The sequence below is a fragment of the Parasediminibacterium schistidii genome, from assembly GCF_046546515.1.
Lineage (GTDB): Bacteria > Bacteroidota > Bacteroidia > Chitinophagales > Chitinophagaceae > Parasediminibacterium.
This window is the reverse complement of sequence record NZ_JBKHKJ010000010.1, coordinates 95,005-121,113: the sequence shown is the minus strand read 5'-3', so window position 1 is coordinate 121,113 and position 26,109 is coordinate 95,005. Positions and strand designations below refer to the sequence as shown.

Annotated in this window: 17 protein-coding genes; all 17 read left to right on the top strand. The window is 42.0% G+C overall.

Features of this window, described 5'->3' with window-relative positions; genetic code table 11:
* Window positions 1–4: 4 nt before the first annotated feature.
* The 17 genes from ACHFIY_RS07875 to ACHFIY_RS07795 all read left to right on the top strand — a co-directional run bounded on the left by ACHFIY_RS07875 (window position 5) and on the right by ACHFIY_RS07795 (window position 26,086).
* Window positions 5–1,003 carry a GRP family sugar transporter gene (locus ACHFIY_RS07875; RefSeq protein ID WP_410845531.1) on the top strand — a complete coding sequence of 333 codons (999 nt, stop codon included), beginning with the start codon at window positions 5–7 and terminating at the stop codon, window positions 1,001–1,003.
* 83 nt (window positions 1,004–1,086) lie between these two features.
* The gene (locus ACHFIY_RS07870; RefSeq protein WP_410845530.1) at window positions 1,087–1,986 is read left to right on the top strand and encodes a nucleoside hydrolase; all 900 of its coding nucleotides are present in this window, start codon (window positions 1,087–1,089) and stop codon (window positions 1,984–1,986) included.
* A gap of 16 nt (window positions 1,987–2,002) precedes the next feature.
* Complete coding sequence (locus ACHFIY_RS07865) at window positions 2,003–3,619, top strand: DUF1961 family protein (protein WP_410845529.1); 1,617 nt, start codon at window positions 2,003–2,005, stop codon at window positions 3,617–3,619.
* A gap of 69 nt (window positions 3,620–3,688) precedes the next feature.
* Entirely contained in the window at window positions 3,689–5,119 is a 1,431-nt protein-coding gene (locus ACHFIY_RS07860) for a glycoside hydrolase family protein (protein ID WP_410845528.1), read from the top strand.
* 15 nt (window positions 5,120–5,134) lie between these two features.
* A complete protein-coding gene (locus tag ACHFIY_RS07855) occupies window positions 5,135–6,901 on the top strand; it encodes an endo-1,4-beta-xylanase (RefSeq protein ID WP_410845527.1) in 1,767 nt (588 codons plus the stop codon).
* A gap of 21 nt (window positions 6,902–6,922) precedes the next feature.
* Window positions 6,923–8,287 (top strand): right-handed parallel beta-helix repeat-containing protein, encoded by a 1,365-nt coding sequence (locus ACHFIY_RS07850; RefSeq protein ID WP_410845526.1) that lies wholly within the window; start codon window positions 6,923–6,925, stop codon window positions 8,285–8,287.
* Window positions 8,288–8,554: 267 nt separating this feature from the next.
* Window positions 8,555–10,528 (top strand): glycosyl hydrolase family 95 catalytic domain-containing protein, encoded by a 1,974-nt coding sequence (locus ACHFIY_RS07845; RefSeq protein WP_410845525.1) that lies wholly within the window; start codon window positions 8,555–8,557, stop codon window positions 10,526–10,528.
* A gap of 49 nt (window positions 10,529–10,577) precedes the next feature.
* Window positions 10,578–11,360, top strand: a complete 783-nt coding sequence (locus ACHFIY_RS07840; protein WP_410845524.1) for a carboxylesterase family protein — start codon at window positions 10,578–10,580, stop codon at window positions 11,358–11,360.
* Between the two features lie 38 nt (window positions 11,361–11,398).
* On the top strand, window positions 11,399–13,867 hold the full coding sequence (locus tag ACHFIY_RS07835; protein ID WP_410845523.1) for a hypothetical protein: 2,469 nt from the start codon (window positions 11,399–11,401) through the stop codon (window positions 13,865–13,867).
* A 235-nt stretch (window positions 13,868–14,102) separates the two neighbouring features.
* Window positions 14,103–15,566: a glycoside hydrolase family 30 protein gene (locus tag ACHFIY_RS07830; RefSeq protein ID WP_410845522.1), complete on the top strand. Its 1,464-nt coding sequence runs from the start codon at window positions 14,103–14,105 to the stop codon at window positions 15,564–15,566.
* 104 nt (window positions 15,567–15,670) lie between these two features.
* The gene (locus ACHFIY_RS07825; RefSeq protein WP_410845521.1) at window positions 15,671–17,995 is read left to right on the top strand and encodes a glycoside hydrolase family 3 N-terminal domain-containing protein; all 2,325 of its coding nucleotides are present in this window, start codon (window positions 15,671–15,673) and stop codon (window positions 17,993–17,995) included.
* A 143-nt stretch (window positions 17,996–18,138) separates the two neighbouring features.
* Window positions 18,139–19,395: a DUF4861 family protein gene (locus tag ACHFIY_RS07820; RefSeq protein WP_410845520.1), complete on the top strand. Its 1,257-nt coding sequence runs from the start codon at window positions 18,139–18,141 to the stop codon at window positions 19,393–19,395.
* Between the two features lie 9 nt (window positions 19,396–19,404).
* On the top strand, window positions 19,405–20,610 hold the full coding sequence (locus tag ACHFIY_RS07815) for a glycoside hydrolase family 88 protein (RefSeq protein WP_410845519.1): 1,206 nt from the start codon (window positions 19,405–19,407) through the stop codon (window positions 20,608–20,610).
* Window positions 20,611–20,867: 257 nt separating this feature from the next.
* On the top strand, window positions 20,868–21,323 hold the full coding sequence (locus ACHFIY_RS07810; RefSeq protein ID WP_410845518.1) for a GlcG/HbpS family heme-binding protein: 456 nt from the start codon (window positions 20,868–20,870) through the stop codon (window positions 21,321–21,323).
* A gap of 53 nt (window positions 21,324–21,376) precedes the next feature.
* Window positions 21,377–22,369: an aldo/keto reductase gene (locus tag ACHFIY_RS07805; protein ID WP_410845517.1), complete on the top strand. Its 993-nt coding sequence runs from the start codon at window positions 21,377–21,379 to the stop codon at window positions 22,367–22,369.
* A gap of 3 nt (window positions 22,370–22,372) precedes the next feature.
* Entirely contained in the window at window positions 22,373–23,458 is a 1,086-nt protein-coding gene (locus ACHFIY_RS07800) for a bile acid:sodium symporter family protein (protein WP_410845516.1), read from the top strand.
* 51 nt (window positions 23,459–23,509) lie between these two features.
* Window positions 23,510–26,086: a choice-of-anchor Q domain-containing protein gene (locus tag ACHFIY_RS07795; RefSeq protein WP_410845515.1), complete on the top strand. Its 2,577-nt coding sequence runs from the start codon at window positions 23,510–23,512 to the stop codon at window positions 26,084–26,086.
* Window positions 26,087–26,109 lie beyond the last annotated feature (23 nt).

Below are 26,109 nucleotides of genomic sequence, written 5' to 3'. Positions count from 1 at the left end.
AACCATGTTTGTCATTCATTCTTATTCAACTGCTATTCTTCTGTGTATCATCACCATGTTTTGCTGGGGGTCTTGGGCCAATACCACCAAACTTAGTTCCCCGGGTTGGCGGTTTGAATTGTTTTATTGGGATTATGCTTTTGGCATCCTTATCCTGTCGTTGATCATGGCGTTTACCATAGGTAGCAGTGGTGCATCTGGCAGGGCATTTTTGGAAGATATGAAGCAGGCTGATAATGCGAATTTAATATCTGCCTTTATTGGTGGCATCGTATTTAACCTGGCCAATATATTATTGGTATCGGCTATCGCCTTGGCTGGCATGAGTGTAGCCTTTCCCGTAGGCATCGGCATCGCTTTAATATTGGGCGTGATTGTAAATTATTTGGGCAACCCACAAGGCAATGCTACGCTGTTGTTTGGCGGCGTTTCATTGATTGCGGTTGCCATTTTGTTGAATGCCAATGCGTACAGGCAAGTAAATAAAGGCACTGCCTCTTTCTCGGTAAAAGGATTGGTTATTGCCATAATTGCGGGTGTGTTGATGGGCTTTTTTTATAAGTATGTGGCAGTATCCATGGTAGCAGATTTTGATGTGCCTGAAGCTGGCAAGCTAACGCCATACACGGCTTTGGTGTTTTTTGCAGTTGGCTTGGTAGCAAGCAATTTCCTGTTTAATGGGTTGTTGATGCGTTTCCCTTTTTCAGGCACTAAACTAAGCATCGGCGATTATTTTAAAGGCTCTGCCAAAGATCATTTGGTGGGCATTCTAGGCGGTATCATTTGGCATATTGGTATGTCTTTCAATATCATCGCTTCGGGCAAAGCAGGCCCTGCGATTTCTTATGGCTTAGGTCAAGGCGCCACCGTTATTGCCGCCATTTGGGGCATTTTTATTTGGAAGGAATTTTCTAATGCCTCCAAGAAAACCTACCGCAATTTATACTTGATGTTATTGCTGTATATAATAGGTATTGGGTTGATTATTATGGCGAAAAATTAGGTAAAAGTGTTGGATGTAGAGAAAAACAAGGAATATTATTAGACAGGATGAAAATTTCTTTTTTTAAATTATTAGGCATCGCAATGATAGCAGCAACTTGCTGCTTTCCTTGTTATGGGCAACAGCAAAAGGTTTGGGTGGATGCCGATTCCGGAAACGAGACAGATGATATTTATGCTCTTTTTCGGTTGTTGGGGGAACCTTCTATTAAACTGGTAGGGGTAAGCTCGGCACACTTTAACAATGCAGATTTGGTTGCTTTTGAAAAATGGAATCAATATGCTACCAAAGGGATAAATACAGCAGCAATATCCCAGCAACTAAATGAAGATTTATTAAAGGCAATGGGGAAATTATCTATCCCTCATCCCCTTGGTGCAGACAGGCAAATGGGTCGGGCATGGGGTGGCAAAGAAGCTAGAAGTTCTGATGCAGCAAAAGGGATTATTGAAGCGGTAAAAAAATTGACAAAAAATGAAAAATTAGTGGTCATTAGTTTGGGCGCGTTAACCAATATTGCCTCTGCCATTTCATTGGATAATTCGATTGCCCAAAAAATAGTTTGCTATGCTTTAGGTGCAAAATATAACATTGAAAAAGGGGCATGGAACAAAAGCGAGTTCAATATAAGGAATGACTTAAACGCATTTGATTATTTGCTAGACAATCCCTCAGTTGATTTGGTATTAATGCCTACGAACATTGCATTTCCCTACCAATTTAAAAAGGATTATTTATACAAGTTTTTGAAAGATGATGTGCCTGTTGAGAAAATGCTGAAGCAACGCTGGGAAGAAACAAACCCACAAGATACCATTCGTACTTTGTGGGATTTGGCATTGGTAGAAGCTTTTGTGAAACCCACATTTGCAACAATTTCCCGAGTGCAAACACCACCTGAAAACACGCAAAGGTTAATTAAAGTATATAATAAAATAAATGTGCAGTTGATGAAGAATGATTTTTTACAATATTTAAAATAAACAAAAAAAATAAATAATGGGTTCAATAAAATCAAAAGGCTCAGCAATTTTTTATAAACAGGCAACTATCAAAAGCTGGTTGGTAATTATTTGTTGCACCGTGGTCTGCTCGTTGGTATTTTCTCAAAAGCCTGCGTTTAGTTACCTGAACGATTTTTCTTTAAGTGATACAACATCGCTACAATTGAAGGGGCCAGCAAGGGTAGTAAAATTGGATGGCCGTGAAGGGCTTAACATGACAAGCATCCACAGCGTGTTGCAATTAAAGGCACATAACATAAAAGCCAATAGAGGAACGGTTTCCTTATGGGTAATGTCATTAGAAGATTTGGGTACTTCCAACCCAAAACCTTCCATGGCTATTAGCAATCCCTATTGGACGATGTACCCTTTGTTAACGGATTGTGCCGACCCACAAGATATTATTAATGCTAACTTTAAAATGGTTTGGATGAATGCTTGGCATCCCAATTTGATTGCGCTTTTTGGCAAAGACAAATTGTACGAGAACGCATTTAACCTTCCCCATAAAGCATTGATTTCAGTAAGCCATTTTGGCTTTAAAAGGCGTACATGGTACAATTTTGCCCTTACTTGGGATTATGAAAAAGACGAGTACCGCATGTATGTTAATGGCATATCCATTGGCAAAGAAGACCAATATAGGACTACTAAACTACATCGGGATTCAATAAACACATCTTTGTACTTGGGCAACCCAACGTTTTGTTATAGTGATATAAAGTTTTACAATACTAACCTTTCTGAAAAAGAATTGTACAGCCTCTTTAAAAAAGAAGATACCAAACACGATGCAGCCTTGGAGCAGGAATTGCAATATGTATATGCAGGCAAAAACAGAAAGCCCTTTGCTTGGAAAGTAGATGCAAGTTGGCAACCAAAATTGAACCTGCCGCTAACAAAACCTACAGACCTTGATAGCTTTTACATTCAAGGGAAACCAGTGCAAGTAGCTATCACGAAGGAGGGGCTACTAATAGAAACAGTGAACAAAGAAATGAATAGTGCTGTACTTGATTCTCAAATGTATATATGGACAAAGAAGCCATTTGAAGGCGATTTGTATGTGGAATACGAATACAAGGTTTTGCGCCCGGGTGGTTTGAGCCTATTGTTAACGCAGGCTTCTGGCATGAACCGTGAAGATTTTATGGCTGATTACCCGCTAAGGAAAAGTGGGCGCATGGTGATGATTTATGGCGAAGACGTACGTAGCTACCATTGGGAATATTATCGTGAAATGGGAGATATGCGGAACGATTTAGACAACTCTGCTTTTATGAAACAACCATGGAATTATCCATTGGCATTCGCTTCCCGAAGTGCGCCTTTGGCAAAAGATACTTGGCACAAGCTCCAGTTTTTGCAGATAGACAACAAGTTGGTTGGTGCCATTGATGGCGTTGTCATGTTCGATTGTACAGATGATGGGTTTACCAACAATGGCCCAGTACTCGATTTTGGGCGTATAGCCATCCGCTGCATGTTACGCTCCAAAATGGTTTTCAGGAATTTAAAAGTTTACAATAAGCAAAGAATTGAAACCAAAAAAATATTTAAAGGCGAAGTGATACCCAAGAACAAAGAAGGTGTCCGGTTTAATTTGAATTAGTAAAAAAGGGCAATGAAAATATTTACTGTCAAAAGCAATAACAGTTAAAATCCTATATAAATAGACAATATGAAAATTTCCTTATTATTATTAGTTGGATTATTGATAACAACTAGTACTGTGTTTGCCTCAAACGGCTTTGCAGATGCCGCCGACTTTGGGTTTTTGCCCAACGAAACGGGTGTACATAACACCAAAGCCTTGCAAACTGCTGTTGATAAAGGCGGTACAATCATTATTAGTAAAATCGGCACTTACAAAGTGGCGGGAACTGTCTATATCGGCGACAACACTTCATTGGTGTTTGGCGATGGCACTTCCGTGGAAAAATCGGCAGAGAATGGCAAGTTTGGCTATGTGCTACTGAACAAAGGGGCTTTGAGCAAAACCTATAATTACCATATATCCATCACAGGACTTACCCTTAAAGTAAATGGCGTTGATACTTGGATGGGCGAAATCTATGGGGATCGTGGTCAAATATCTTTTATCTGGGTGAAAGACTTAAAAATAGAAAGGTTCAGGTGTACTGATTTGGCGTCTGGCCAGTTCTGCATACAGGTTTGTACTTTTGAAGATTTCTTGATCAATGATGTAATAATTATAGGGAAAAAAGATGCCATCCACCTTGGCAGGGGGAAAAGGTTTAGGATAAGCAATTGCGTTTTTCAAACGGCTGACGATGCCATTGCACTAGCCGCTGGCGATTGGATTTCTGGCAACCCTGAGCTAGGCGATATTGAAGATGGCGTGATAGAAAACTGTTACGACCTAAAAGCCGAGAAACTAGAAGGTGCTTTTGCCAAGATAGTACCTGCAGCTTGGGTAGATTGGAAGCCCGGGATAAAGGTAAGGCATGGCGATGCAGTGGTTTGCAACGGGAGGATATACAGGGTGTTGGCCGTAATGGACGGAAAATCGTACGAGTCAATTAACCCGCCCACATTTAGTCAAGGGTCTATGGAAATTGACGGCATCAAATGGATGCTGCACCAAACCGATACTTTCCATACAGCCTCCGTAAAGAACATAACGTTCAGGGATATTTTTTTGGAAAGCGTGCGTGTGCCGTTCCAACTAATGAGCTATGCCAATAATTATTCGCATTCCTACTATAATGGTGCACCAGTGCCAGTGCTAAGTGGCATCTCGTTGGAAAACATCAGGGTAATAAGCACGAATAAAAAAGCACTCGTCGGTATTTCGGCCCCATGCGACTTTATTGCCATCCGCAATTCATCCTTGCAAGGCAACGGCGTAGAATTTACAAGGGCTTCAGATTTTGATGCTTACCCAAAAACAACTATCAGTTTTGCTAATTGCGTATTCAATAGCGCAGGCAGCTTGGGATTGGTGAACAACTATTGCAAAGGCATTCCAAAAGAGATAGCTGTTAAAACAACAGGAAGCATTGAACTAGGCGATAATTTTTCAGCTAAAGTGAGTGCAGGCGAAGGCATTATTAGTGTAGAATCGGATTTAACGGGTTTGAAAAAATAAGAAACAACTATTAAAATGAGTAAAAATTTATCATATTCTTTATTGCTATTGATTGGCTTTGTGTTTGCAACCCATGCACATGCCCAGCTTCCTGCTGGTATTGCTTTGCTACCAAATGATACTGCTTTGTTCAAAACGCCTGCATTTGTGCAATTGGTAAGCACCACTAGCCAGCCATTTGCAAAAGCCTACCATATATCTACCCTAAACCCAACTGGCAAAGACAATTTCACCTTGCGCTGCAACCTAGATGCCGTGGTGAAAACGGGCGATGTATTGTCCCTTTCTTTTTATACCCGTAGCCTGCAAAGCAAAAAAGAAACAGGGGAATCGTTCATGGAAATTTCCTTGGACAGGACAATTGGCGGCAAATACAACTGGCCGCCTTTGTTTGAAAGAGGTATGTCCTTTGGCACAGGTTGGTCGTTGGTGCAAATCCCCTTTGTAGCTGCTAGGGACGTGGAAAAAGGAGAGTTGTCATTAGTAATAAAATGTGGCAGTTTCCCACAGGTTTTTGAATTGGGCGGTTTTTCGTTGGTGAATTACCAGCATAAAGCAACCATAGCCCAGTTGCCACGCACAACCGTGCATTACGATGGCGACTCGCCAGATGCACCATGGCGAAAAGCGGCTGCCGAAAGGATAGAAAAATACAGGAAGGGCGATTTAACCGTGAAAGTGGTTGACAAAAACGGGAAGCCAGTAACAGGTGCAACGGTGGCTGTGACCATGAAAAAAATTGCTTACGGATGGGGTACAGCAACTAACTCCAAATTAATATTGGACAGCACCAACCCTAGTTATAAAAAATACAGGGATACATTACTAAAGTATTTTAATAAAGTGGTTTTTGAAAACGAAATGAAGTCCAAAAACTGGGCAAAAACCGATCATAACAAAACCATATTAGCTAACAACTGGCTTAGGCAGCACAATATACCAGCCCGTGGGCATGTGATGGTGTGGCCCTCTTGGCAAAATTCAGGTCATTTAATCCATTATAAAAACGATACTGCTGCTTTGCGGGCTGCCATTATAAAAGATATTGTACAAGAAACGGATGTAATGAAAGGCCAATTTACAGAGTGGGACGTCGTGAACGAGCCTTATGCCCATGATGCTTTCCTGAAACTGCTGGGCAAGGATGTAATGGTCGATTGGTTTAAAGCTGCCAGGGAACGTACATCCGGCGTGCAACTGTTCCTGAATGATTATACCATGTTCCATGGCCTGAATGTGGGCAGCGAAAGTTTTTATAATATCATTAAGTTCTTGAAAGACAAAGGCGCTGAAATAGATGCCATTGGCGAGCAATCGCATATAGGCGGCACGCCTCCGGTCATTGATTACGTTTTGGAAAGGCTGGATCATTTTGGTTCATTGGGCTTGCCAATACAAATCTCGGAATTTGATATTTCCAGCGATGACGATGATTTTAAAGCCAGGTATATAAAGGATTTTTTCACCGCCATATTCAGCCACCCATCTACTATAGGCATCATGCAATGGGGCTTTTGGGAACCTGAACACTGGATACCTGCATCAGCCCTTTGGGACAAAGACTGGAACATCCGCCCAGAAGGGAAAGCCTTTACCGAGTTGGTGAGCAAAACATGGGCAACCAACACTGCTGGGCAAACCAATAAAGATGGCACTTATACAATAAGGGGTTTTAACGGTGAGTATGAGGTAGTTGTAAATAAAAAAGGAGGGAAGCAAGTTGCCTCGAAAGCAGTGCTTACCAGCAATGGGCAAACGGTAGTAGTGAAATTATTGAATTAAACAGATATAAATCAAACAGAAATGATGACTCACAAAAATGTAATGTTTATTTTTTCCTTGTTGCTGTCAGCCAGCAGTCTTCTTATGGCTCAAACAACATGGCATGTATCAGCGGCTGGTGATGATGCCAACAATGGGAAGACAGTAGCAACAGCCTTTCGCACATTGCAAAAAGCTGCCGACTTGGTAAAGCCAGGCGATGTGGTATTAATTGGTAATGGCAATTATTCAAATGCGAATAGGTCAAGCGGTAGTGCGGTTTTATACATTAAAAGCTCTGGCACCAAAGACGCATGGATTACTTGGAAGGCAGAAAAAGGTGAGCATCCCGAAATACACCCCGGCGGGTGGGCTGGCATACAAGTAGGTGGCTCATACCATATTATAGATGGCATTACCGTAATTGGCGCTAACGATTCCATCGTGTTGCTCAAGGCACAGGAAGACTCTAAAAACAAGGCTGCTGACCCGCACTTTAACACAAACGGTATTTTTGTAAATGGCCGCGGGCATACGCCAGACGACAAGCCGCACCATGTAATTGTGCGCAACTGCACCGTAGGCAAATGCCCTGGAGGCGGCATTATAGCCATAGAAACAGATTATATCACAATAGAGGATTGTAAAGTATATGAAAATGCTTGGTACATGCGTTATGGCGGCTCGGGCATTTCAACATTGGACAACTGGGCTTTTGACGATGCCCCAGGCTATCACAATATCATCCAACGCAATTATTGCTGGAATAACAAAACCATGGTGTCTTGGGAAAAAATTGGGCGTTTGAGCGATGGCAATGGTATTATCTTAGACGTAACCGACCAAGAGCAAAATGGTGCCACCAACATGAACAACGATAAAGTGATTAAACCTGGCGACAGTGCCGCCAATGCGAAACCAAAACGCCCAGAATGGAAAGGCCGTGCCTTGGTTGCCAACAATGTAAGCGCATTTAATGGCGGTTCAGGAATACACACGTTCCGTACAAAATATGTGGATGTTATCAACAACACGGTTTATCACAATGGGGAGGTGGTAGGCTACCCAGATATGTTTGCCAATAGTTCTGAAGATATTGTTTTCCTGAACAATATCATAGTGCCTAGGCCAGGCTGTAAAGTAACTGGCAATAATAAGAACAAGAATATACGCTGGGATTATAATATATACCCAATACCGCAGGATTTATTCAATGCACCCAATGACATAGTGGCCGACCCACAGTTTGTGAATGCTTATTTCGACAGGTTAACAGCCGATTTTCATTTGAAAGCAGGAAGCCCTGCACTTAGCTCGGCTTCAAACGATGTGCCTCAGGCCACCGATTTGCAAGGCAAGCCACGCCCAAAAGGCAAGGGTAGGGATAGGGGTGCTTATGAACAATAAACATTAACCTATAAGGTCTATAAAACCTACTAGTCTAGGTGCATTGTAAAGTTAAGTAATTCGTCAAAAACCCTGAAAGGGTTGAACAAAAGTAGCCACGGGTGCAACCCGTGGAGGGTTAGCAAATAGAAATTTCAAAATATGGGATTGCCCTTTTTTATAAGTAAAAACTTTTTATTCTCCCTCGTAAGCATGGGATGTGTAGCCTTGTGTTCAACCACAGGGTTTGCTCAACATGTCGCGGAAGGAAATAAAGAGTGGGCAATTGTGGCTACCGATACAAGCAGTAATTATACACCTGCCTACCTTGGAAATGGCATCATTGGTATCCGAAGCCAACGAGATGGGTTAGGGGCTACAACTGTTACAATTAATGGGTTGTACGATTTCCCCCTTTCAAAAAGTTATATACACCTAATTGACGATTATAATCCATTGGGTATAAAAATAATTTTAAAAAACGGCGAGGAACTGGTTTATGGCAGTAAAGTTAAAAACTGGCAGCAAAGCCTAAACCTAAAAGAAGGCATTTTAGCAACGACTTATGAATATGACAATGTACTAAGCATAAAGACACAACTAATGGCTTTGCGAAACCTGCCAGTGGCCGCAATGGAAATTTTTGAATTTGAAGCAAAAGAAGCAATTGAATTTAGGGTGCAGAATGGTATCAATATTCCAAATAGGCAGCAAAGCCAAGGGCTTTACAAGCCCACTTTCAATTTCAAGATGTACAAACTAAGCTCCCAGGCCAAGGATGTGTTGCCGGTTATGAGTACCGGCTTCCCAACTGAATCTGGGTTAGCTCAAGTGGCAGGGGCTAATACTTTTTATTTTGAGGGCCAGACACCCATATTGGAATATGCAAGACCAGACAGCTTCTCCCAACAATTGTCTTTTAAGGTCTCGTTGAAGAAAGGGGAGAAGTACCACTTTTGTTTATTGAGTTCTTTTCAACATTCCAATTTCAGCAGCGACCCGTACAATGACGCTATCCGTATCTGCGGCCGGGAGTATCATTTGGGCTTTCAGCACCAATTGGAAGCACACAAAAAAAGCTGGGCAAAATTGTGGGAAAGCGATATTGTAATAGATGGCGATACCCAAGTGCAACTGGATATACGGAATGGTTTATATACTTTGTATTCCTCAATTGCCGAAGGCTTTCAGTTAAGCATCCCTCCTTGTGGCATTGCAAACGAATGGGGTGCCCATATTTTTTGGGATGCCGATACCTGGATGTTCCCACCCTTGCTTGTCTTGCAGCCAGAACTTGCCCATTCAATTATAGATTTCCGCTTCAATACATTGGCTCAATCCCAAAAAAGGGCTGCACAGTTTGGTTATAAAGGAGCCATGTATGCTTGGGAGTCTGATTTGGAGGGCAATGAATGTACAAGCATCAACTATAAGCTTGACATGACCGAGCATCACATTACGGCAGATGTGGCAAATGCTGCTGCTGATTATTATAAAATAAGCAAGGATAAATGGTGGCTAAGGCAAAAAGGGTTCCCAATAATAAGGGAAGCTGCAAACTTTTGGCTGTCAAGGGTTAGTAAAGATGCTTTTGGGAAATATCATATCAACAACGTTGTTGGACCCGATGAATATTTTGAAGATGTAAATGACGATGCTTTTACGAACGCTGCCGTGAAAATAGCATTGAACAATGCCACGAAATATGCAAAGCAATTGAATGAACCTGTAAACTTAGAGTGGAAAAAAATAGCTGATAACATTATTATCTTACAACATAAAGACGGCTTTACCCTACAGAATAGCAATTGGCAGGATGGAAGGATAATTAAACAAGCCGACGTGAATTTATTAGCTTTCCCCATGGGCTTTGTAACAAATAAAATGACCATCAGGAAAGATTTGGAATATTATGAACCGCTTATCAACCCCAATGGGCCATCCATGAGTTACAGTGTACTCGCTGGTTGCTACGCGCAATTGGGCGATACGGAAAAAGCCTATACACTTTTCCTAAAAGCATATAGGCCTAATTTGAAACCTCCTTTTGGCATTTTTACTGAGCGGCCAACCAATAATGTTTCCTCCTTTTGCACAGGCTACGGGGGCATTTTGCAAACAGTCATTTTTGGGTTTGGCGGTATAAAAATTGGGGAGGAGGGGGTGTTAAAGGGCAAGGCAAACCTGCCAGCCCATTGGAAAAAAATGACCATTAAAAGAAACGGGTTTAAAGATTTAGTATGTATAAATGGTAAAGCCTAAAACTGTATAGTTTTTTATAGTAAGATTATCCATTAATAAAGTATAGAATATGGCAAAAAAAATATTGTTTTCGTTATTCCTTATCATCCTTGTTAGCCACGCTTTTGCACAGGATTATTCCCTTTACAAAGAGCGGCTATTGATTAGTAGAGGGGATACTATGCCTTACCGTTTATTGTTGCCAGAAGATTTCAATTTTAAAAAAATATATCCCCTTATTCTTTTCATGCACGGCAGCGGCGAAAGGGGGACAGATAATAAGGCACAACTAATCCACGGTGGGTCGTTGTTTTTAAGGGACAGTATCCGAAAAGGTTACCCTGCTATTGTGGTGTTCCCACAATGCTCCCCCAATGGCACTTGGGCTAATGCTATTGGTGAAAGGGATACTTCAGGCAAACCTAAGCGTACCTTTTTTATCGGAGGCAAACCAACAAGGGATATGGTGCTTGTTCAAAAGTTGGTAAGAAAAATAATACACGAATATCCCATAAATAAAAAGCAAGTATATGTCGGCGGACTCTCTTTAGGTGGCATGGGTACTTTTGAAATAGTACGTAGGAACCCTAAACTGTTTGCCGCAGCTTTCCCTATCTGTGGCGGTGCCAATGTGGGCATTGCTCCCAAATTAAAACATGCCAGTTGGTGGGTTTTCCATGGTGCAGACGACAATGTAGTATATCCAGCGTATAGTAAAAACATGGTGTCGGCCATGCAGGCATTGCAAATTCCCGTGAAGTTTACATTATATCCCAACACAGGGCACAACTGCTGGGACAAAACCTTTGACGAGCCGGGGCTTTTGGAGTGGTTGTTTTCGGTTAAGAAATAAGCTTTTAAACAATTCAAATAAACGGTAAATATATATTTATGAAAAGAACAGTTACTATCTGCAACGTATTTTTTTTTATGTTGCTATCAATCCAAACAGGCATTTGCCAAGTTAATCAAAACCCTAAATGGGACAACAGTTTGGTTTCATTCAGCTTTAATGCCCAGCAAGGCAAGTTCTCGATTACAGACAAGCGTACAAATCAAGCTTGTATTGAAAACGCAACTTTTCAAATCAATAAATACGCTTCCAATCAGGGCTACACATTTGCATGGGATGCTCAGCCTATCAAAGATGAGTTAGGTACGGGCAACAAAATAACCATCGAAGGCAAAAAAGCAGGTGTGCCTTCCCTAATACTAGAAGTGTTTATATACAAAGACAATGGCGCAATTGCATTGAACTTGGGCATTGAAAACACGAGCGACACCAATATCCGTATTATGCGGTTTTTTCCGTTGAAAGGTATTGCCTACAAAGGCGTTTCTTTTGATGATTACAAAGCATTGGATGGGGAGAATGGCTTTGCTTTTACAACTGTTGCAACAAAAGACACCTTAAAATCGCTGAACAACCTGTTGGCTACATTTGGTAAAAAGGGTGAAAAGAAAAGGTCTCTTGTAATAGGTGGCCTAACCTATAATGAATTTCAGAAGTATGCTTCTGTTATCAAAAAAAATGATTTTTTGGAAGTAGAGTTGAAAGGCGAGGATCCAATTGGGAAATTGGTAGATGCAAAGAGTAGGTACATACTTAAAGATAAATTTTATGTGGATTTTACTACAGACAATAGGTTTGAAGCACTTGAAAAATACGGGTTGGCTTTAAAGAATGCCAACCATTCTGATGTAAGCGGCGTTACCATACCAATCCTCAATTTTTGGTATTGCTTTGTTGCAAAATTTGGTGGCGATAAATTCAGGGACAATACTTTAGGTACTATTGAAGAAATGGAAGAAGTAACCAAAACAGGTTTCTTGAAATATTCGCCCGTTGGTTTAAGGCTAGAGCCAGACGATTATTCATTGCCCAACAACCAGCAGGGGTGGTGGGATAACAAACATTGGCAAATGTATAAAAGTGGGCAATTACTGCCACCTTATGAAACAATAGAAAAATGGGGGAAAAAGGTATATGAAATGAATGGCGTGCCTTTTATTTATTGCCAGACATCCAAGCGTTCGGAAGATTATTGCCTTCAATACCCCAATCATATCCTTTTTAATGATCCGTACCACAAACGTTCAAAAGGGCCAGTGGGTTGGTGGGGAAGAAGTGGCGACTCCACAGCAATTTATTGGACGTATGATTTTACAGACACAGGGTTTATTAACCACATGAAGGATGTATATAAAAATCTGAAAAGCGGAGGTGTGCAAGGCATCAAGTTCGACTATCCCGAAACTGGTTGGTCTTACGATGGTGGTTTTGAAGACAAATATGCCACTACCACTTCTGCCTATCGCAATATTTTTAAACTAGCCTATGTAGGCCTCGGGCCTAAAAGGGATGTGCAAGAGCGTATCCCTCCTTATGGCGATATTGCTTTGGGGGTGATTACTACCCAAAGGACAGAAGGAGACAATGATAGGGTGTATCCTGGCAGGGTAACCAAAACAGGCTTGCGCTGGTACAAAAACAGGGTGGTAACCAACTACGACTGCGACCCCATTAATCCAAGCCATGTTTACCCAACCAATACCCTAGATGGATGGAAGGCTGCCATTACCATGACTTATACAACCAGCGGGAGAATGGAAATAGGGAAATACTTTGAAAAAATGGACAGCAAAATGATATATGCTTTGTCTAGGGCAGTACCATTGCTCGCAGCCCCAACTGCTAGTGCAAGACCAATTGATGCGTTTACAGGCAAGCTATACCCCCAAGTATATGACTTTAAAATAAACCCAGACTGGCATATCGTTACCTTCTATAACACAGAAATTGAAGGGGAAGAGTGGCCTACGGACGTGATGGCTTATTGGCCAGACAATAAACAGTTCATCCCTAAAAAAATGGTATCAGCAGTGGTGAATGTGCCATTGGGAGACAATACCGATGATGGTGGGCTTGCTTTGGATACAGCCAAAAAATACTATGTATTCGATTTCTGGAATTGGAAGTTTGTGGGCAAATTGGAAGGAAGTTCCAAATTAGAACAAGAATTAAGGCCAGGAGAAGCAAGGGTAATGGCTGTTCATGAAGCAAAGGAAGTGCCTCAGTTTTTATCTACCGATAGGCATATCCTGCAAGGCTACCTTGACATGGCCAAATACCCAGCTTGGGATGCAGCCAAAAAAGAATTGGGGGGTACTTCAAAATTAATTGGCGGTGAAGAATACAAAGTAATTATTGCTACGAATGGGTATAAGGTAAAAACCGCTACTGCCGAGGATGCCACAAACTCATTTAAACTTATCGACAAAGAAAATTCAATATATGAATTGGTGTTGAAAAGCAAAGAGACGAAAGCATATAAATGGAAAGTAAGCTTTCAAAAATAAGGGTGTTGCTGATTTAATTTGTCTACATAGATACATAGGCGCATTGATTTATTAGGTATGAAAGAATCTTGATAAAATAAAAAGTTCAACATAGGTTGTAGGATTAGATAGATTTTACAAAAAAAAAACAGCTGTTTTGAATAGCCTATGTTGTTCTTTATGATAATGCGGCAATTACATTTTTTAAGTTTCTTACTATCTGGCTATATATGGTGAGTAATAATAAATAACGATTATGAAAAAAAATAAACTTCTTTACTCGCTCCTTTTTACTGGCAGTTGCATCGCCATTTGTCAATCGTTTGCACAACCTGCCGGCAAATACAACCTGCGCAATAAAGCAGTAACGGTATATACCACAGCTAGCAATACCAATTTAAAATTGTCTGCAACAGGCGCACTGCAATTTAAGGATGCCGTGCAGCCAACCGAAACAGAAATATTTGTATATGTAGATCCCTTGCACACCTTCCAAACCATGCTTGGCATTGGCGGTGCATTGACAGATGCCGCAGCAGAAACACTAGCCAAACTGCCCAGGGAAAAGCAGCAGGAAGTACTGAAAGCCTATTACGATAAAAAAGACGGTATCGGCTATACGCTTGGCAGGGTGAATATGAACAGTTGCGATTTTTCGAGCGATATGTACACTTATGTTGACGAAAAAGACAGCAGTCTTTCCACATTTAATATCAAGCACGACAAGCAATACAAGCTACCACTGATAAAACAAGCCATTGCAGCAGCAGGTGGTCAGCTTACCTTGTTTGCCAGCCCTTGGAGCCCACCTGCTTGGATGAAAAGCAACAACGACATACTCCACGGCGGGAAACTCTTGCAGCAATACAAGCAATCTTGGGCTAACTACTATGTAAAATTCATTAAGGCTTATGCAAAAGAAGGCGTGCCAGTTTGGGGTTTTACCGTGCAGAACGAGCCTATGGCAAGCCAACGCTGGGAATCCTGCGTTTACACGGCGGAAGAAGAAAGGGACTTTATCAAGCAATACCTAGGACCAACCATTGAAAAAGCAGGCCTGAGCAATAAAAAACTAATTGCTTGGGACCATAACCGCGACCTTTTGCCACAAAGGGCAAGTGTGATACTGAACGACCCTGCCGCTGCCAAATATGTTTGGGGCATCGGCTACCATTGGTACGAGACATGGACAGGAAATGCCATGCAGTTCGACAATGTAAAACGAGTAAAAGAAAGCTTCCCCAACAAAAATTTATTGTTTACGGAAGGCTGCATAGAACGTTTCAATTTCGACAGCATTTACAACTGGAAACTAGGGGAGAAGTATGGTTATTCCATGATCAATGACTTTAACGCTGGCACCGTGGGCTGGACAGACTGGAATATTTTGCTGGACGAGACAGGCGGCCCCAACCATGTAAGCAATTTTACGTTTTCGCCCATCATGGCCGATACTAGGAACGGGCAGCTACTCTACACCAATTGCTACTACTACATCGGGCATCTTTCAAAATTTATCCATTCTGGTGCAAAAAGGGTAGCAGTAACCACCAACAGGGATAAACTGCTGGCTACGTCTTTTATTAACCCTGATGGTAAATTGGTAGTGGTGGTGATGAATGCCACCAATGAACCTATGCCATACCACCTTATTATCAGCAACAAGATGGTGGAAGCCAATAGCTTGGCACATTCTATCAGTACGTTGGTGGTGGAGTAGAAGGCTTTATGAGAAGTTAGATAGCGTTTTTGTTGCTATAAACAGCATGGTAGGGCTACGAGGCTACAAGGCTCATAGAGCGAGTTACAATTAATTGAACAAAAATGAAGAAAGAAGTTTTAGTAGTAATGATGGTGATGGCTTATGTGTTTTCTTTTGGGCAGCAAGCAAGCAGTCTCAAATACAAAAATGCAAAACTGCCTCCTGAAGCGCGTGCAAAAGATTTGTTGGGCAGGATGAGCTTGGAAGATAAAGTAGCACAATTATATGCGGAATGGAGCGGCCACCCCTATGCTTTTGATGAGGCCTTTTTTGCTGATACCGCTACTGCAAGAAAAATTTTAGGGAAAGGGTTATTATCTGTGCAGCCGCAATTTGTAGATATAAAAACAACGGTACAATCTAGGAACCTCATTCAGAAATATCTAAAAGAACAAACCAAATGGGGGATACCAGCAATGTTTGTAGATGAGGGGCAACATGGGCTGATGAAGCCAGAAGCTACTTCTTTTCCAATGGCCATTGGGCTTGCTTGCTCTTGGGATACAGATTTGTTTGAAAATGTATATACTGCCGTGGCACATGAGATGCGCTCCCGGGGTGGACACCATGTTTTGTCGCCAGTAATAGATGTTTGCCGAGACCCCCGTTGGGGCCGCGTGGAAGAAACCTACGGCGAAGACCCTTACCTGAATGGCCGCTATGCAGTTGCAGCGGTAAAAGGGTTGCAGGGCAGTGCAACAGGAATTGTTGCGCCAGGCCATGTTGCGGCTACTTTGAAGCACTTTTGTGGCCACGGGCAACCAGAGGGGGGCATCAACCAAGCACCTGGCAATTTTTCTGAGCGGGTTTTGCGTGAGTTTCATTTTCCGCCTTTTAAGGCAGCTGTCGAAGAAGCTAACCCAGTTGCCATTATGCCATCGTATAACGAGGTAGATGGTAAACCATCGCATAATAATGATTGGCTTTTGAAAACCATAGTTAGGCATGATTGGGGCTATAAAGGGATGCTCGTTTCAGACTATGGCGCAATAGATGAATTGTTTGAGAAGCACCTTGTAGCAAAAGACTTGAAAGATGCTGCCTGCAAAGCGTTCAATTCAGGGGTGGAATATGAATTCCCTACGCCCAAAGGCTATCTCTACCTGCCAGCATTGGTAAAAGAAGGCAAAGTGAAGCAAGCGGATATAGATACGGGAGTATACAAGGCACTTCGTTTAAAGTTTCAGATGGGCTTGTTTGAAAATCCATATACAGATGTAAATGACGCCATCAAGGTAAGTAAAGATGAAAAAGCTAGGGCTTTGGCATTGAAAGCTGCACAAGAATCAATCGTTTTATTAAAGAATAAAAACAATCTTTTGCCACTTGGGAAGGGAAAGTATAAGAAAATTGCAGTGGTTGGCCCTTGTGCCAACAATGTTTTTACAGGCGGCTATTCGGGCGAGCCTTACCAAAAAATTACCATTTTGGAAGGGATAAAAAGCAAATTAGGCAAAGGCACGGAAGTATTGTTTGCACAAGGATGCAAAATAGTTGATAGCGTGGGCACTAGCCAGTTTAACTGGCAAACCAATGATGTGAAATTCACATCCCGTGAAGAGAACCTGAAATTAATAAAACAAGCCGTTGAAGTAGCCAAGGATGCCGAAGTAATAGTAGTAGCAGTTGGGGAAGCCGAGCAGCTTTGCAGGGAAGCTTGGACCAAGGAGCATGTTGGCGACGACATGACCCTAGACTTGATTGGCGAGCAGGAAGAATTGGTAGAGGCCATGCTAGCTACCGGGAAGCCTGTGGTTGTTTACCTAATGAATGGGCGGCCTTTAAGCATCAACTACATTGCCAAGCATGTGCCCGCCATCCTAGAGGGCTGGTATATGGGGCAGGAAACAGGCTCCGCCGCTGCTGACATCCTTTTTGGGGATGTAAACCCATCTGGCAAGCTTACGATTACTATTCCTAAATCGGCAGGGCAACTGCCCATGTATTACAACCATAAGCCTTCAGCCCAATTTGCCAATTATGTTTCCCAAGACGTGCAACCACTTTATCAGTTTGGTTATGGGTTGAGCTACACCAATTTTGCTTATTCAAACATGCAATTGTCTGCCGATAAAATGAAGGCAGATGGATCCATAACCGTTTCAATAGATGTAACCAACACAGGCAAGCTGAAAGGGGATGAAATAGCAGAATTGTATATCCATCAAAAAGTGGCTTCTGTTACCCGCCCCGTGATGGAGCTAAAGGGATTCGAGCGTTTTAGTTTAGAGGCTGGCCAAACAAAAAAAATAAGCTTTGTTATCGATAAGTCTAAACTCGCTTTTTGGGACTACAACATGAAATATACCGTTGAACCTGGGGAGTTTGAGATAATGGTAGGTAAGTCTTCAGCAGATTACTTTAAAACGGTGTTGACTGTAGAATAAAGGTTATTACTCAGATGAAAGTTTATTTAATCTGTCACGAAGGCACGAATACACAAAGAGGCACAAAGTTTTGAGGGAAGAAGATGCCCTAATTTAGTAACAATCATTAAAATCAATCAAATCATTTTAATCAACGGTATAAAATGAAGGGAATTATTAAAATATCAATTCAAATACCGGTTCTTCCATGTAAGAAAGGTATCCTTTTGCTTTTGCTTGCAGGGATGATGGGCAATGTTGTTTTTGCTACGCAAATCATTATTTCCAACCCAGCTTCTTTTAAAAGGGAAAAGGAAATTATCAGTATCAAAAAAACTACATTGGGGAAAGTGAAAAAAGGCTTGTTCCCCATTGTGAAAAAGGGCAATAAGCAATTGGCTACCCAAATAATCGATACGGACAACGATGGGAAGTGGGATGAATTATTGGTTGAAGTAAGCCTTTCCGCACATGGAGCAGATACCCTTCAACTTAGCTGGGCTGCAAAAGAAGCGGTATCCAAGCGATATACAAATATACGCCTTAGCCTTCGGTCAGATATGGATTCGCCTACGCCGGAAATACCTTATGCCATAAGGAAAAGGGGCTTCGTGCAAAATATAGCAAAACCCTATTACCAAATTGAAGGCCCGGGTATAGAAAACGATAAAGTGGCCTTTAGGGCATTTTTTGATTATAGGAACAGCGAGGATATTTATGGCAAAATAGTAGATACGCCCATACTTGAAAAAGTGGGCGTGGGCGCCAGTTGGCACAAACTGCAGCCTTGGGGCATGGATATATTCCATACTGGTAATTCACTAGGTGCTGGTGGTTTGGCTGTGGAGGAAAACAAGCAGATATACCGCTTGGGCGATGCAGATACCAGTACTTTCCAAGTGCTGTACAAAGGTGCTTTGCAGGCAGCTTTTAAACTCGGGTTCACTAACTGGGATGTTGCGAAAGGCAAAAAAAATGGCAGCGAAACCATCTCCATGGCCAAAGGCAATTATTACTATAAAAATGATATTGCGCTTGCTTTGGCCAGCAAGCAAAAGCTAATTGCGGGCATTGCCAATTTTGGCATTGATAAAGTAGTGTACAAAAAGCACAATGCCCTGTTCAGTTCCATTTCTACTTATGGGCCACAGGCAGAGGGAACAAATACCCAATTGGGGGTCGCCATCATGTTTCCATCGGCTGATTATGTGGGCAACATGACTGCCGATACTGCATCCGTTATACCCAACACATCTTATGTGGCAATGAAGCATTCCCAGAAAAAAGCCATTTACTTTTTTGCCTGTTGGGAAAAAACAGATGCACGTTTCAGCGCAGCCGAAGGGTTTGAAAATTATTTGGCACAAACCGCAGAACGGTTGGCAAACCCTATAAAAATTAAAATCATTAATAGTAAATAAACAAAAATTATGGAAAGAAGGGATTTTGCAGGTTTATTGTTATCCGTTGCCACAGGTGGCATGTTGACGCCAGTAATAGCGAACAGCAAAGTTAGCAATCAATTTTTAGTCGATTCGCCCTTGGAAGACAAAGGCATGCCCGCTGCCTTGCCAGACAATATAAAGCAGTTGATTAAAAATGTATTGAAACTCGAATACAAAAATGTAAATACCGACTGGGACGGGACGATTCAAGTAGAAGGCCTGTTGCGCTTTGCAAAACGGGGCTATAAGGATGGGCTAGATTATGCAAGCAACTGGTTCAACTACCATGTGGAAAACGATGGCAAGATGACCGATGAGGAATATTATAAGCAATACGACGGGCCACACGCCAGGATATTGAGGGATGGCCCACTTACTTTCGTGCTATACTCTGCCAACCTTGGTGTTTCTTTCCCGGTGCATGAATTGTACAATATCAACAAAAGTAAAATTGCCAGGCAGGTTTGCATAGACGTGGCAGATGCCATTTTGCATTACGCAGGCAGGGACAGGTTTGGTATGCTGGCACACGATGATTACAACTATATCAATTTTGCCATACCCGATACAGCCTATTGGGCTACACGTGCCAACGCCATTGCTGCATCATTAAGCAAACCAGATGTGGCTGAGGTATATTGGAAACAGTCTATTTACCAGCTAAGCCAAGGCATAAAATATTTCTTCGATAGCGATAAAAACCTTGTCCGCACAGGCCTGTTCAAAGGCGAGAAGGGCACTACTTACTGGTGCCGCTCACAAGGCTGGTTGATATGGGCCATCAGTGGCCTGCTGCGCTACCTGCCGCAAAGCCATCCTTATTTTAAAGAGGCTGCTGCCACCATGAAACTGATTGCAGACAGTGCCGTGAAATACCAAACCAAGAGTGGTGCTTTCCATGTGTTGGTAAACGACCCATCCTCCCCAGAGGAAGTTACTGGCATGGCAATGGTGTTGGCATCGGTAAAGGAAGGGATGCGCAAAGGATGGTTGCCAAAAAATTATGATGGTTTCTGCAACAAGGGCTGGGAATATATCAAGCAAAGCGTGGATGCCCAAGGTATCCTACACAATGTTTATACAGGATGGGCTGTGCCTGCGGAAGAGAAAAAAGTGAATTTGATGGATCAAAACTTTAGAGGTTTTGCCGTTGGAATTATTATAGTAGCAGCAGATGAAATGACAAGGTAAGGGTGTTTTACGTTTTAAGTATAAAAATACATAGAAGTTGACTAGTTGTTACTCATCATATAGGTATATAAGACACATAGTATGAAAAAGAAAAAATAGAAAAATAGTATTTTATATTGTTTCGAACGTCTATTTAGTATAAAATAGATAAGGAGTTAATAACTATGTTTTCTTTCTTTTTTCCCTTGCTTAAGTCAAAAGCTATAATTACATGAATCATTCAAATCATTCAAATCATTTAAATCAGTTATAATACTATGCCAACACATATTATTTCAATATCTCACCAAGAAGCAGCTAAAATAGTAGCCGCAATAATAGAAAAAGCATCCGTAGATGGGGGTGCTCCAGTTGCCGTTGCTGTAGTAGATTATGCAGGCCGACTCGTTGCTTTTACCGCGATGGACAATGTAATGCCTGCCAGCATCAAATTGGTTCAATCAAAAGCCTACTCGGCAGTGATAGGGAAAAAAGACACCATCCAATGGGCATCCACCAAAAAGAACTCAGAATACATTGATTTTGACATGCGCAACTGGACAGACGAAAACTTTACCTGTTTCACGGGTGGGGTGGTTATTGAGTTTGAGGGGCAAATAATTGGCGGTATTGCGGTAAGTGGCAGGAAAGGCAAAATGGGGGATGGCGATGCGCTCATACAGGACAATGAATTGGCAGGATATGGGAAATTAATTTTCGAAAGGTTGGTGTAGGGGGTATGCAATACGCCCAAAGACTTTTATTAATAATAAACAACAAAAACAGAATGCACACAAAACAATTACCCGGAACAGATATTTTATTGTCGCCTATCACTTATGGGGCCTTTGCCATTGGTGGCTGGTTTTGGGGCGGAGCCGATGAAGGCGAAGCCATCAGAGCCATAGAAACGGCTTTGGACAATGGCATTACAACCATAGACACAGCACCCGTTTATGGCATGGGGCATAGCGAAAATGTAGTGGGCAATACCATAAAAGGCAAGCGCAGCAAAGTACAACTGCTTACCAAGTTTGGGATGCGGTGGGATGTAAACACGGGCGATTTTGCTTTTGACACCAACGACAACGATGGCAAGCCTGTAAAAGTATATAAATTCAATGGCAAGCAGAGCGTGATTGAGGAATGTGATCGAAGCCTGAAAAGGTTGCAGACAGACTATATAGACCTATTGCAAATGCACTGGCCAGACAGTACTACGCCTATAGAAGAAACCATGGAAGCCCTGCAAATACTAAAAGACCAAGGGAAAATAAGGGCGGCAGGCGTTTGCAATTGCCCTGTGGATTTATTGAAGAAAGCCATTGCTGTTTTGCCTGTTGCCACCAACCAAGTGGGCTACAGCATGGTGAACCGAGGCATTGAAAAAGAATTAGTCCCTTTTTGCTTGGAAAATGGTATTGGTATTTTGCCGCATACATCCCTGCAAAAAGGGTTGCTGACTGGCAAAATAAAACCTGGCCACAAGTTCAACGATGGCGACCACCGCCCCAACAATGTATATTTCAAGGAACACAACCACAGCGAGATAATGAAGCTACTTGCATCTGTACAATCCATTGCCGATGAAAGGCAGGTGAGCCTAGCACAATTGGCCATCAACTGGACTATGCAACAGCCAGCCATTACTTCAGTATTGGTAGGTGCAAGGAATGCGGAACAAATGCTGGACAATGTAAAAGCCGCATCGTTTACCCTAACGCCAGCGGAATTGGCCATCATCAATGCGGCATTGCAACAAATGGACTTAAAATTATAACAAGTGAAAACAACAATCAAAAATAGTTCGCTTGCAGTGGCAGGCATAGCATTAATAACGGCCTCCGTTTTTTTTGTGCAGGGCAGCTACACTCATGGAGGACTTACGCTTAGCTTGTTTTGGCTATTGCTAGCTGCTGCTTTTATGCAGGTGGCGCAGTTGCAAAAATTTGCCTATACCATCGTCATCCTCGGTGCGGTAACCATTTCCATGACATACCCTCAGTATTTCACCACCCTAGGTGATTTTCAGTTGAAAAAACTGATTGTGCCATTGTTGCAAATTATCACGTTTGGGGTGGGGTGCACCATGAGCTGGCACGATTTGCAAGGGGTACTAAAAATGCCCAAAGCAGTTTTTGTAGGGGTGTTCTGCCATTACACCATTATGCCCATGGTGGCTTTTGCCATTGCCAAAGTGTTTGGCTTCCCACCAGAAATAGCGGCGGGCGTGGTGCTAGTAGGATGTATGCCCAGTGGGCTGGCCAGCAATGTAATTGCATTTATTGCCAAGGCAAACCTTGCGTTGTCAGTAACCATCACTGCCGTTTCTACTTTGTTAGCCCCTTTGATGACCCCTTTGCTGATGAAATTATTGGGCGGTCAATTTGTACCTGTAAATTTTATAGACATGCTTTTGGATATATTGAAACTGGTTATCGTACCCATATTCATTGGGGTTTTTGTTAACCAGTTTTTCCATAAAAGGGCATTGTGGATAGATAAGGTGATGCCTAAAATTTCCATGGCTGGTATTGCTTGCATCATTATTATCATCACGGCTGCTGGCAGAGAGAACTTGCTACATGTGGGCGTTGCACTGGTTTTTGCCATGTTCCTGCACATGACAGTTGGCTTGATGCTGGGTTATTTTGGTAGCAGGTTGTTTGGCTTGTCCAAATTAAACGCCCGTACAGTGGCTATTGAAGTTGGTATGCAAAATGGAGGTCTAGCATCGGGTATTGCCGTACAGATGGGCAAGATAGCCACTGTAGGCTTGGCACCAGCCGTAAACGGACCTATTATGAATACTACTTTTTCGCTGATAGCCACTTGGTGGGGCAGCAAGCCAGTGGATAGCGAGGGGTGAAATAATAAACTAGGTAGTTGCCATGGATTTATAAATATAACATAAAAAGAAATGAAAAAACATTGCTTCCTAATTGCTTGTATGATTGCCTTTTTTGGTGCGCACGCTACCAATTATTATATCGATTCTGCCAAGGGTAACAACAATTATAACGGCCTGAGTGTTGCTCGTGCTTTTAAAACTGTTCAGAAAGCGGCCGACAAAACCAATGCCGGCGATACCGTTTTTATCATGAATGGTAGCTATGCTGGTTTTAATATTTCAAGAACGGGTAGTGCCACTGGACAAATTGTATATACTAACTATCCCGGCCATAAGCCTAAAATAGTATCTGATAGCACCACATATGCGCTTATTAGGGTAAGTCAAGGTGCCAATTATATTACCATCAATGGATTGGAAGTTGTTGGCTATGGGGTAAAGCTCTCTTTGGCTAAAGATACAACTATTGCAAAAACAGCACCAGTATGCCCTGTTCCTGGTCAAATAGCCACTTCCGTCAACTTTATCCCTAAATACAATGGAAGTGGTATTATAGTAGGTTCCCTTGATACTACAGGGCCAGGTTGCCACCACATTGTTATTAGCAACAACGTGGCACATGATTGCGCTGCAACCGGCATTCAGTTTGTGCAAACCGATTATATAACCGTGGTGGGAAATATTGTATATAATAATGCTTGGTACACACCTTTTGGCCTCAGCGGTATTGCCATTAATAATTGTTATAATTCCGATAGCAATAAAACCAACTATCGCATAATCGTAAAAAACAACGTTTGTTACAATAATAGGCAATATGTGCTTACACGCCTCTATTGTACCATGTCTGACGGTAACGGTATCATCCTCGATGTTCCTAGGTCAGGTTTTTATGGTAGGGCTTTGGTTGCAAACAACATTTGCTATAATAATGGTGGCTCCGGAATTCACTCTTTAAATAATAACCATGTAGATTTTTATAACAATATTTCTTACTTAAACAGCGCAACCCCTGAAAATGGAGGCGGCACTTTTTTTAGCTATGATGCTGACAGCATCAATGTTTACAACAATATTTTTGTGGTGCGCCCTGGCAAAAATGTAATTGGCGGAAAACGAAACACACATATAACCTACGATTACAACATTTACTATGAGGGCAATCCTTTCACCTATACCGATACACATAGTTTGTTTCAGGACCCAGGGTTTGTAAATCCTTCTTTGGATCCTGCCGTGGCCGACTTTCATTTAAAGCCGGGCAGTTTTGCAATTAATAATGGCAGCAATACTCATACTTACCCTACTGATTTTAGCGGCAATGCTAGGCCTATCGGTTCCATCGTGGATATAGGGGCTTATGAATCTAATTACAAGGACAGCCTAAATACTTGCAATGTTGGGTTGCGGTCAAAAATATTGGGCAACGGCAATGGCACGGGCGAAGGCAGCGCCACCACTTTATTTGGCCCATTTGATAGCAAGCCCGATTCTATAAACCCACAAAGCCGCAAAGCCATCGTTTACCCCGATACTTTATTCAAAGATATCCCCGCCAATGCCATTATTACGAGTTTGCAATTTAGAAGAGCCAACCAAATATCACCTACCAATAAAACCACTAGTTTACAAATAGCGCCAGACAGTAGTATCATAAAGGTTTATCTTAGGAACGAAGCCACCGATAATTTGGGAACAGGTGCTTTTGACTGGACAACCATTTTGCCGGGCTCGGCTAACCCTGCTACCTTGGTGTATCAAGGGGATGCTACGGCTTTTATTGGCAATGGGGGCGGCTGGCGCACGCTCAGTTTCCAAACGCCGTTTACGTATACGGGCAATCACATTGGGGTTTTTATAGATTATGTACAAAAGAAACGATTGGCTGGTGGCACGGACATCAATTGGTATTATGACAATGGCGGAACGCAGCCTTTGTACAACACTACTAAATTCCCTGGAATGGCCAATGCTTTTAAAACCCTAAGTGCTCTTGGCAGCAATACGATAGGTAATATTTTAACTATTGCCAATGAAAGAAGGCCTGTGGTATCCTTTGGCTATTGCACCAACTATACTCCTTTGCCCGTTAATTTTTTAAATTTTTCTGGCAAGTCAACATCAGGGAAAAACTTTCTTAATTGGATTGTAAACCAAGAAGTCGAAAATGTAGGTTTTGAGGTGCAGCGCTCAGCCAATGGCGAAAACTTCCAAGCAATTGGGTATGTGGCTGAGGAAACTGCAAATGGGACCAATGGCAATGAGTATAGTTTTACCGATGATGCCCCATTGAATGGCATTGGATATTACCGCCTGCTGCAAAAAGACAGGGATGGCAAAACCAGTTATTCTACTATCGTTTCCATTACCAATGTATTGCAGCCGCTAAGCTTGGTGAGCATTTACCCAAATCCCGTTGGTAATAAATTATATGCTGTTATCAATGTCGCAGAGCCAAACACAGTAGCAAGGATAAGTATACAAGATATTACTGGCAGGATAGTAAGCAAATTGGAAAAAGCATTAACAACTGGGCAAAATAAAATACCCATTGATGTGTCAAAACAAGGTGCTGCTACATATTTGCTTGTGGTTGAATTGCCCAATGGCAACCGGGTGGCAAGCAAGTTTATAAAAAATAAATAAATATTCAACATATAGAGACATAG

What these genes read in the sequence shown, in the direction of transcription:
- ACHFIY_RS07875 (WP_410845531.1), top strand. Translation starts at nt 5, where the DNA reads ATGTTTGTCATTCATTCTTATTCAACTGCTATTCTTCTGTGTATCATC.
- ACHFIY_RS07870 (WP_410845530.1), top strand. Translation starts at nt 1,087, where the DNA reads ATGATAGCAGCAACTTGCTGCTTTCCTTGTTATGGGCAACAGCAAAAG.
- ACHFIY_RS07865 (WP_410845529.1), top strand. Translation starts at nt 2,003, where the DNA reads ATGGGTTCAATAAAATCAAAAGGCTCAGCAATTTTTTATAAACAGGCA.
- ACHFIY_RS07860 (WP_410845528.1), top strand. Translation starts at nt 3,689, where the DNA reads ATGAAAATTTCCTTATTATTATTAGTTGGATTATTGATAACAACTAGT.
- ACHFIY_RS07855 (WP_410845527.1), top strand. Translation starts at nt 5,135, where the DNA reads ATGAGTAAAAATTTATCATATTCTTTATTGCTATTGATTGGCTTTGTG.
- ACHFIY_RS07850 (WP_410845526.1), top strand. Translation starts at nt 6,923, where the DNA reads ATGATGACTCACAAAAATGTAATGTTTATTTTTTCCTTGTTGCTGTCA.
- ACHFIY_RS07840 (WP_410845524.1), top strand. Translation starts at nt 10,578, where the DNA reads ATGGCAAAAAAAATATTGTTTTCGTTATTCCTTATCATCCTTGTTAGC.
- ACHFIY_RS07835 (WP_410845523.1), top strand. Translation starts at nt 11,399, where the DNA reads ATGAAAAGAACAGTTACTATCTGCAACGTATTTTTTTTTATGTTGCTA.
- ACHFIY_RS07830 (WP_410845522.1), top strand. Translation starts at nt 14,103, where the DNA reads ATGAAAAAAAATAAACTTCTTTACTCGCTCCTTTTTACTGGCAGTTGC.
- ACHFIY_RS07825 (WP_410845521.1), top strand. Translation starts at nt 15,671, where the DNA reads ATGAAGAAAGAAGTTTTAGTAGTAATGATGGTGATGGCTTATGTGTTT.
- ACHFIY_RS07820 (WP_410845520.1), top strand. Translation starts at nt 18,139, where the DNA reads ATGAAGGGAATTATTAAAATATCAATTCAAATACCGGTTCTTCCATGT.
- ACHFIY_RS07815 (WP_410845519.1), top strand. Translation starts at nt 19,405, where the DNA reads ATGGAAAGAAGGGATTTTGCAGGTTTATTGTTATCCGTTGCCACAGGT.
- ACHFIY_RS07810 (WP_410845518.1), top strand. Translation starts at nt 20,868, where the DNA reads ATGCCAACACATATTATTTCAATATCTCACCAAGAAGCAGCTAAAATA.
- ACHFIY_RS07805 (WP_410845517.1), top strand. Translation starts at nt 21,377, where the DNA reads ATGCACACAAAACAATTACCCGGAACAGATATTTTATTGTCGCCTATC.
- ACHFIY_RS07795 (WP_410845515.1), top strand. Translation starts at nt 23,510, where the DNA reads ATGAAAAAACATTGCTTCCTAATTGCTTGTATGATTGCCTTTTTTGGT.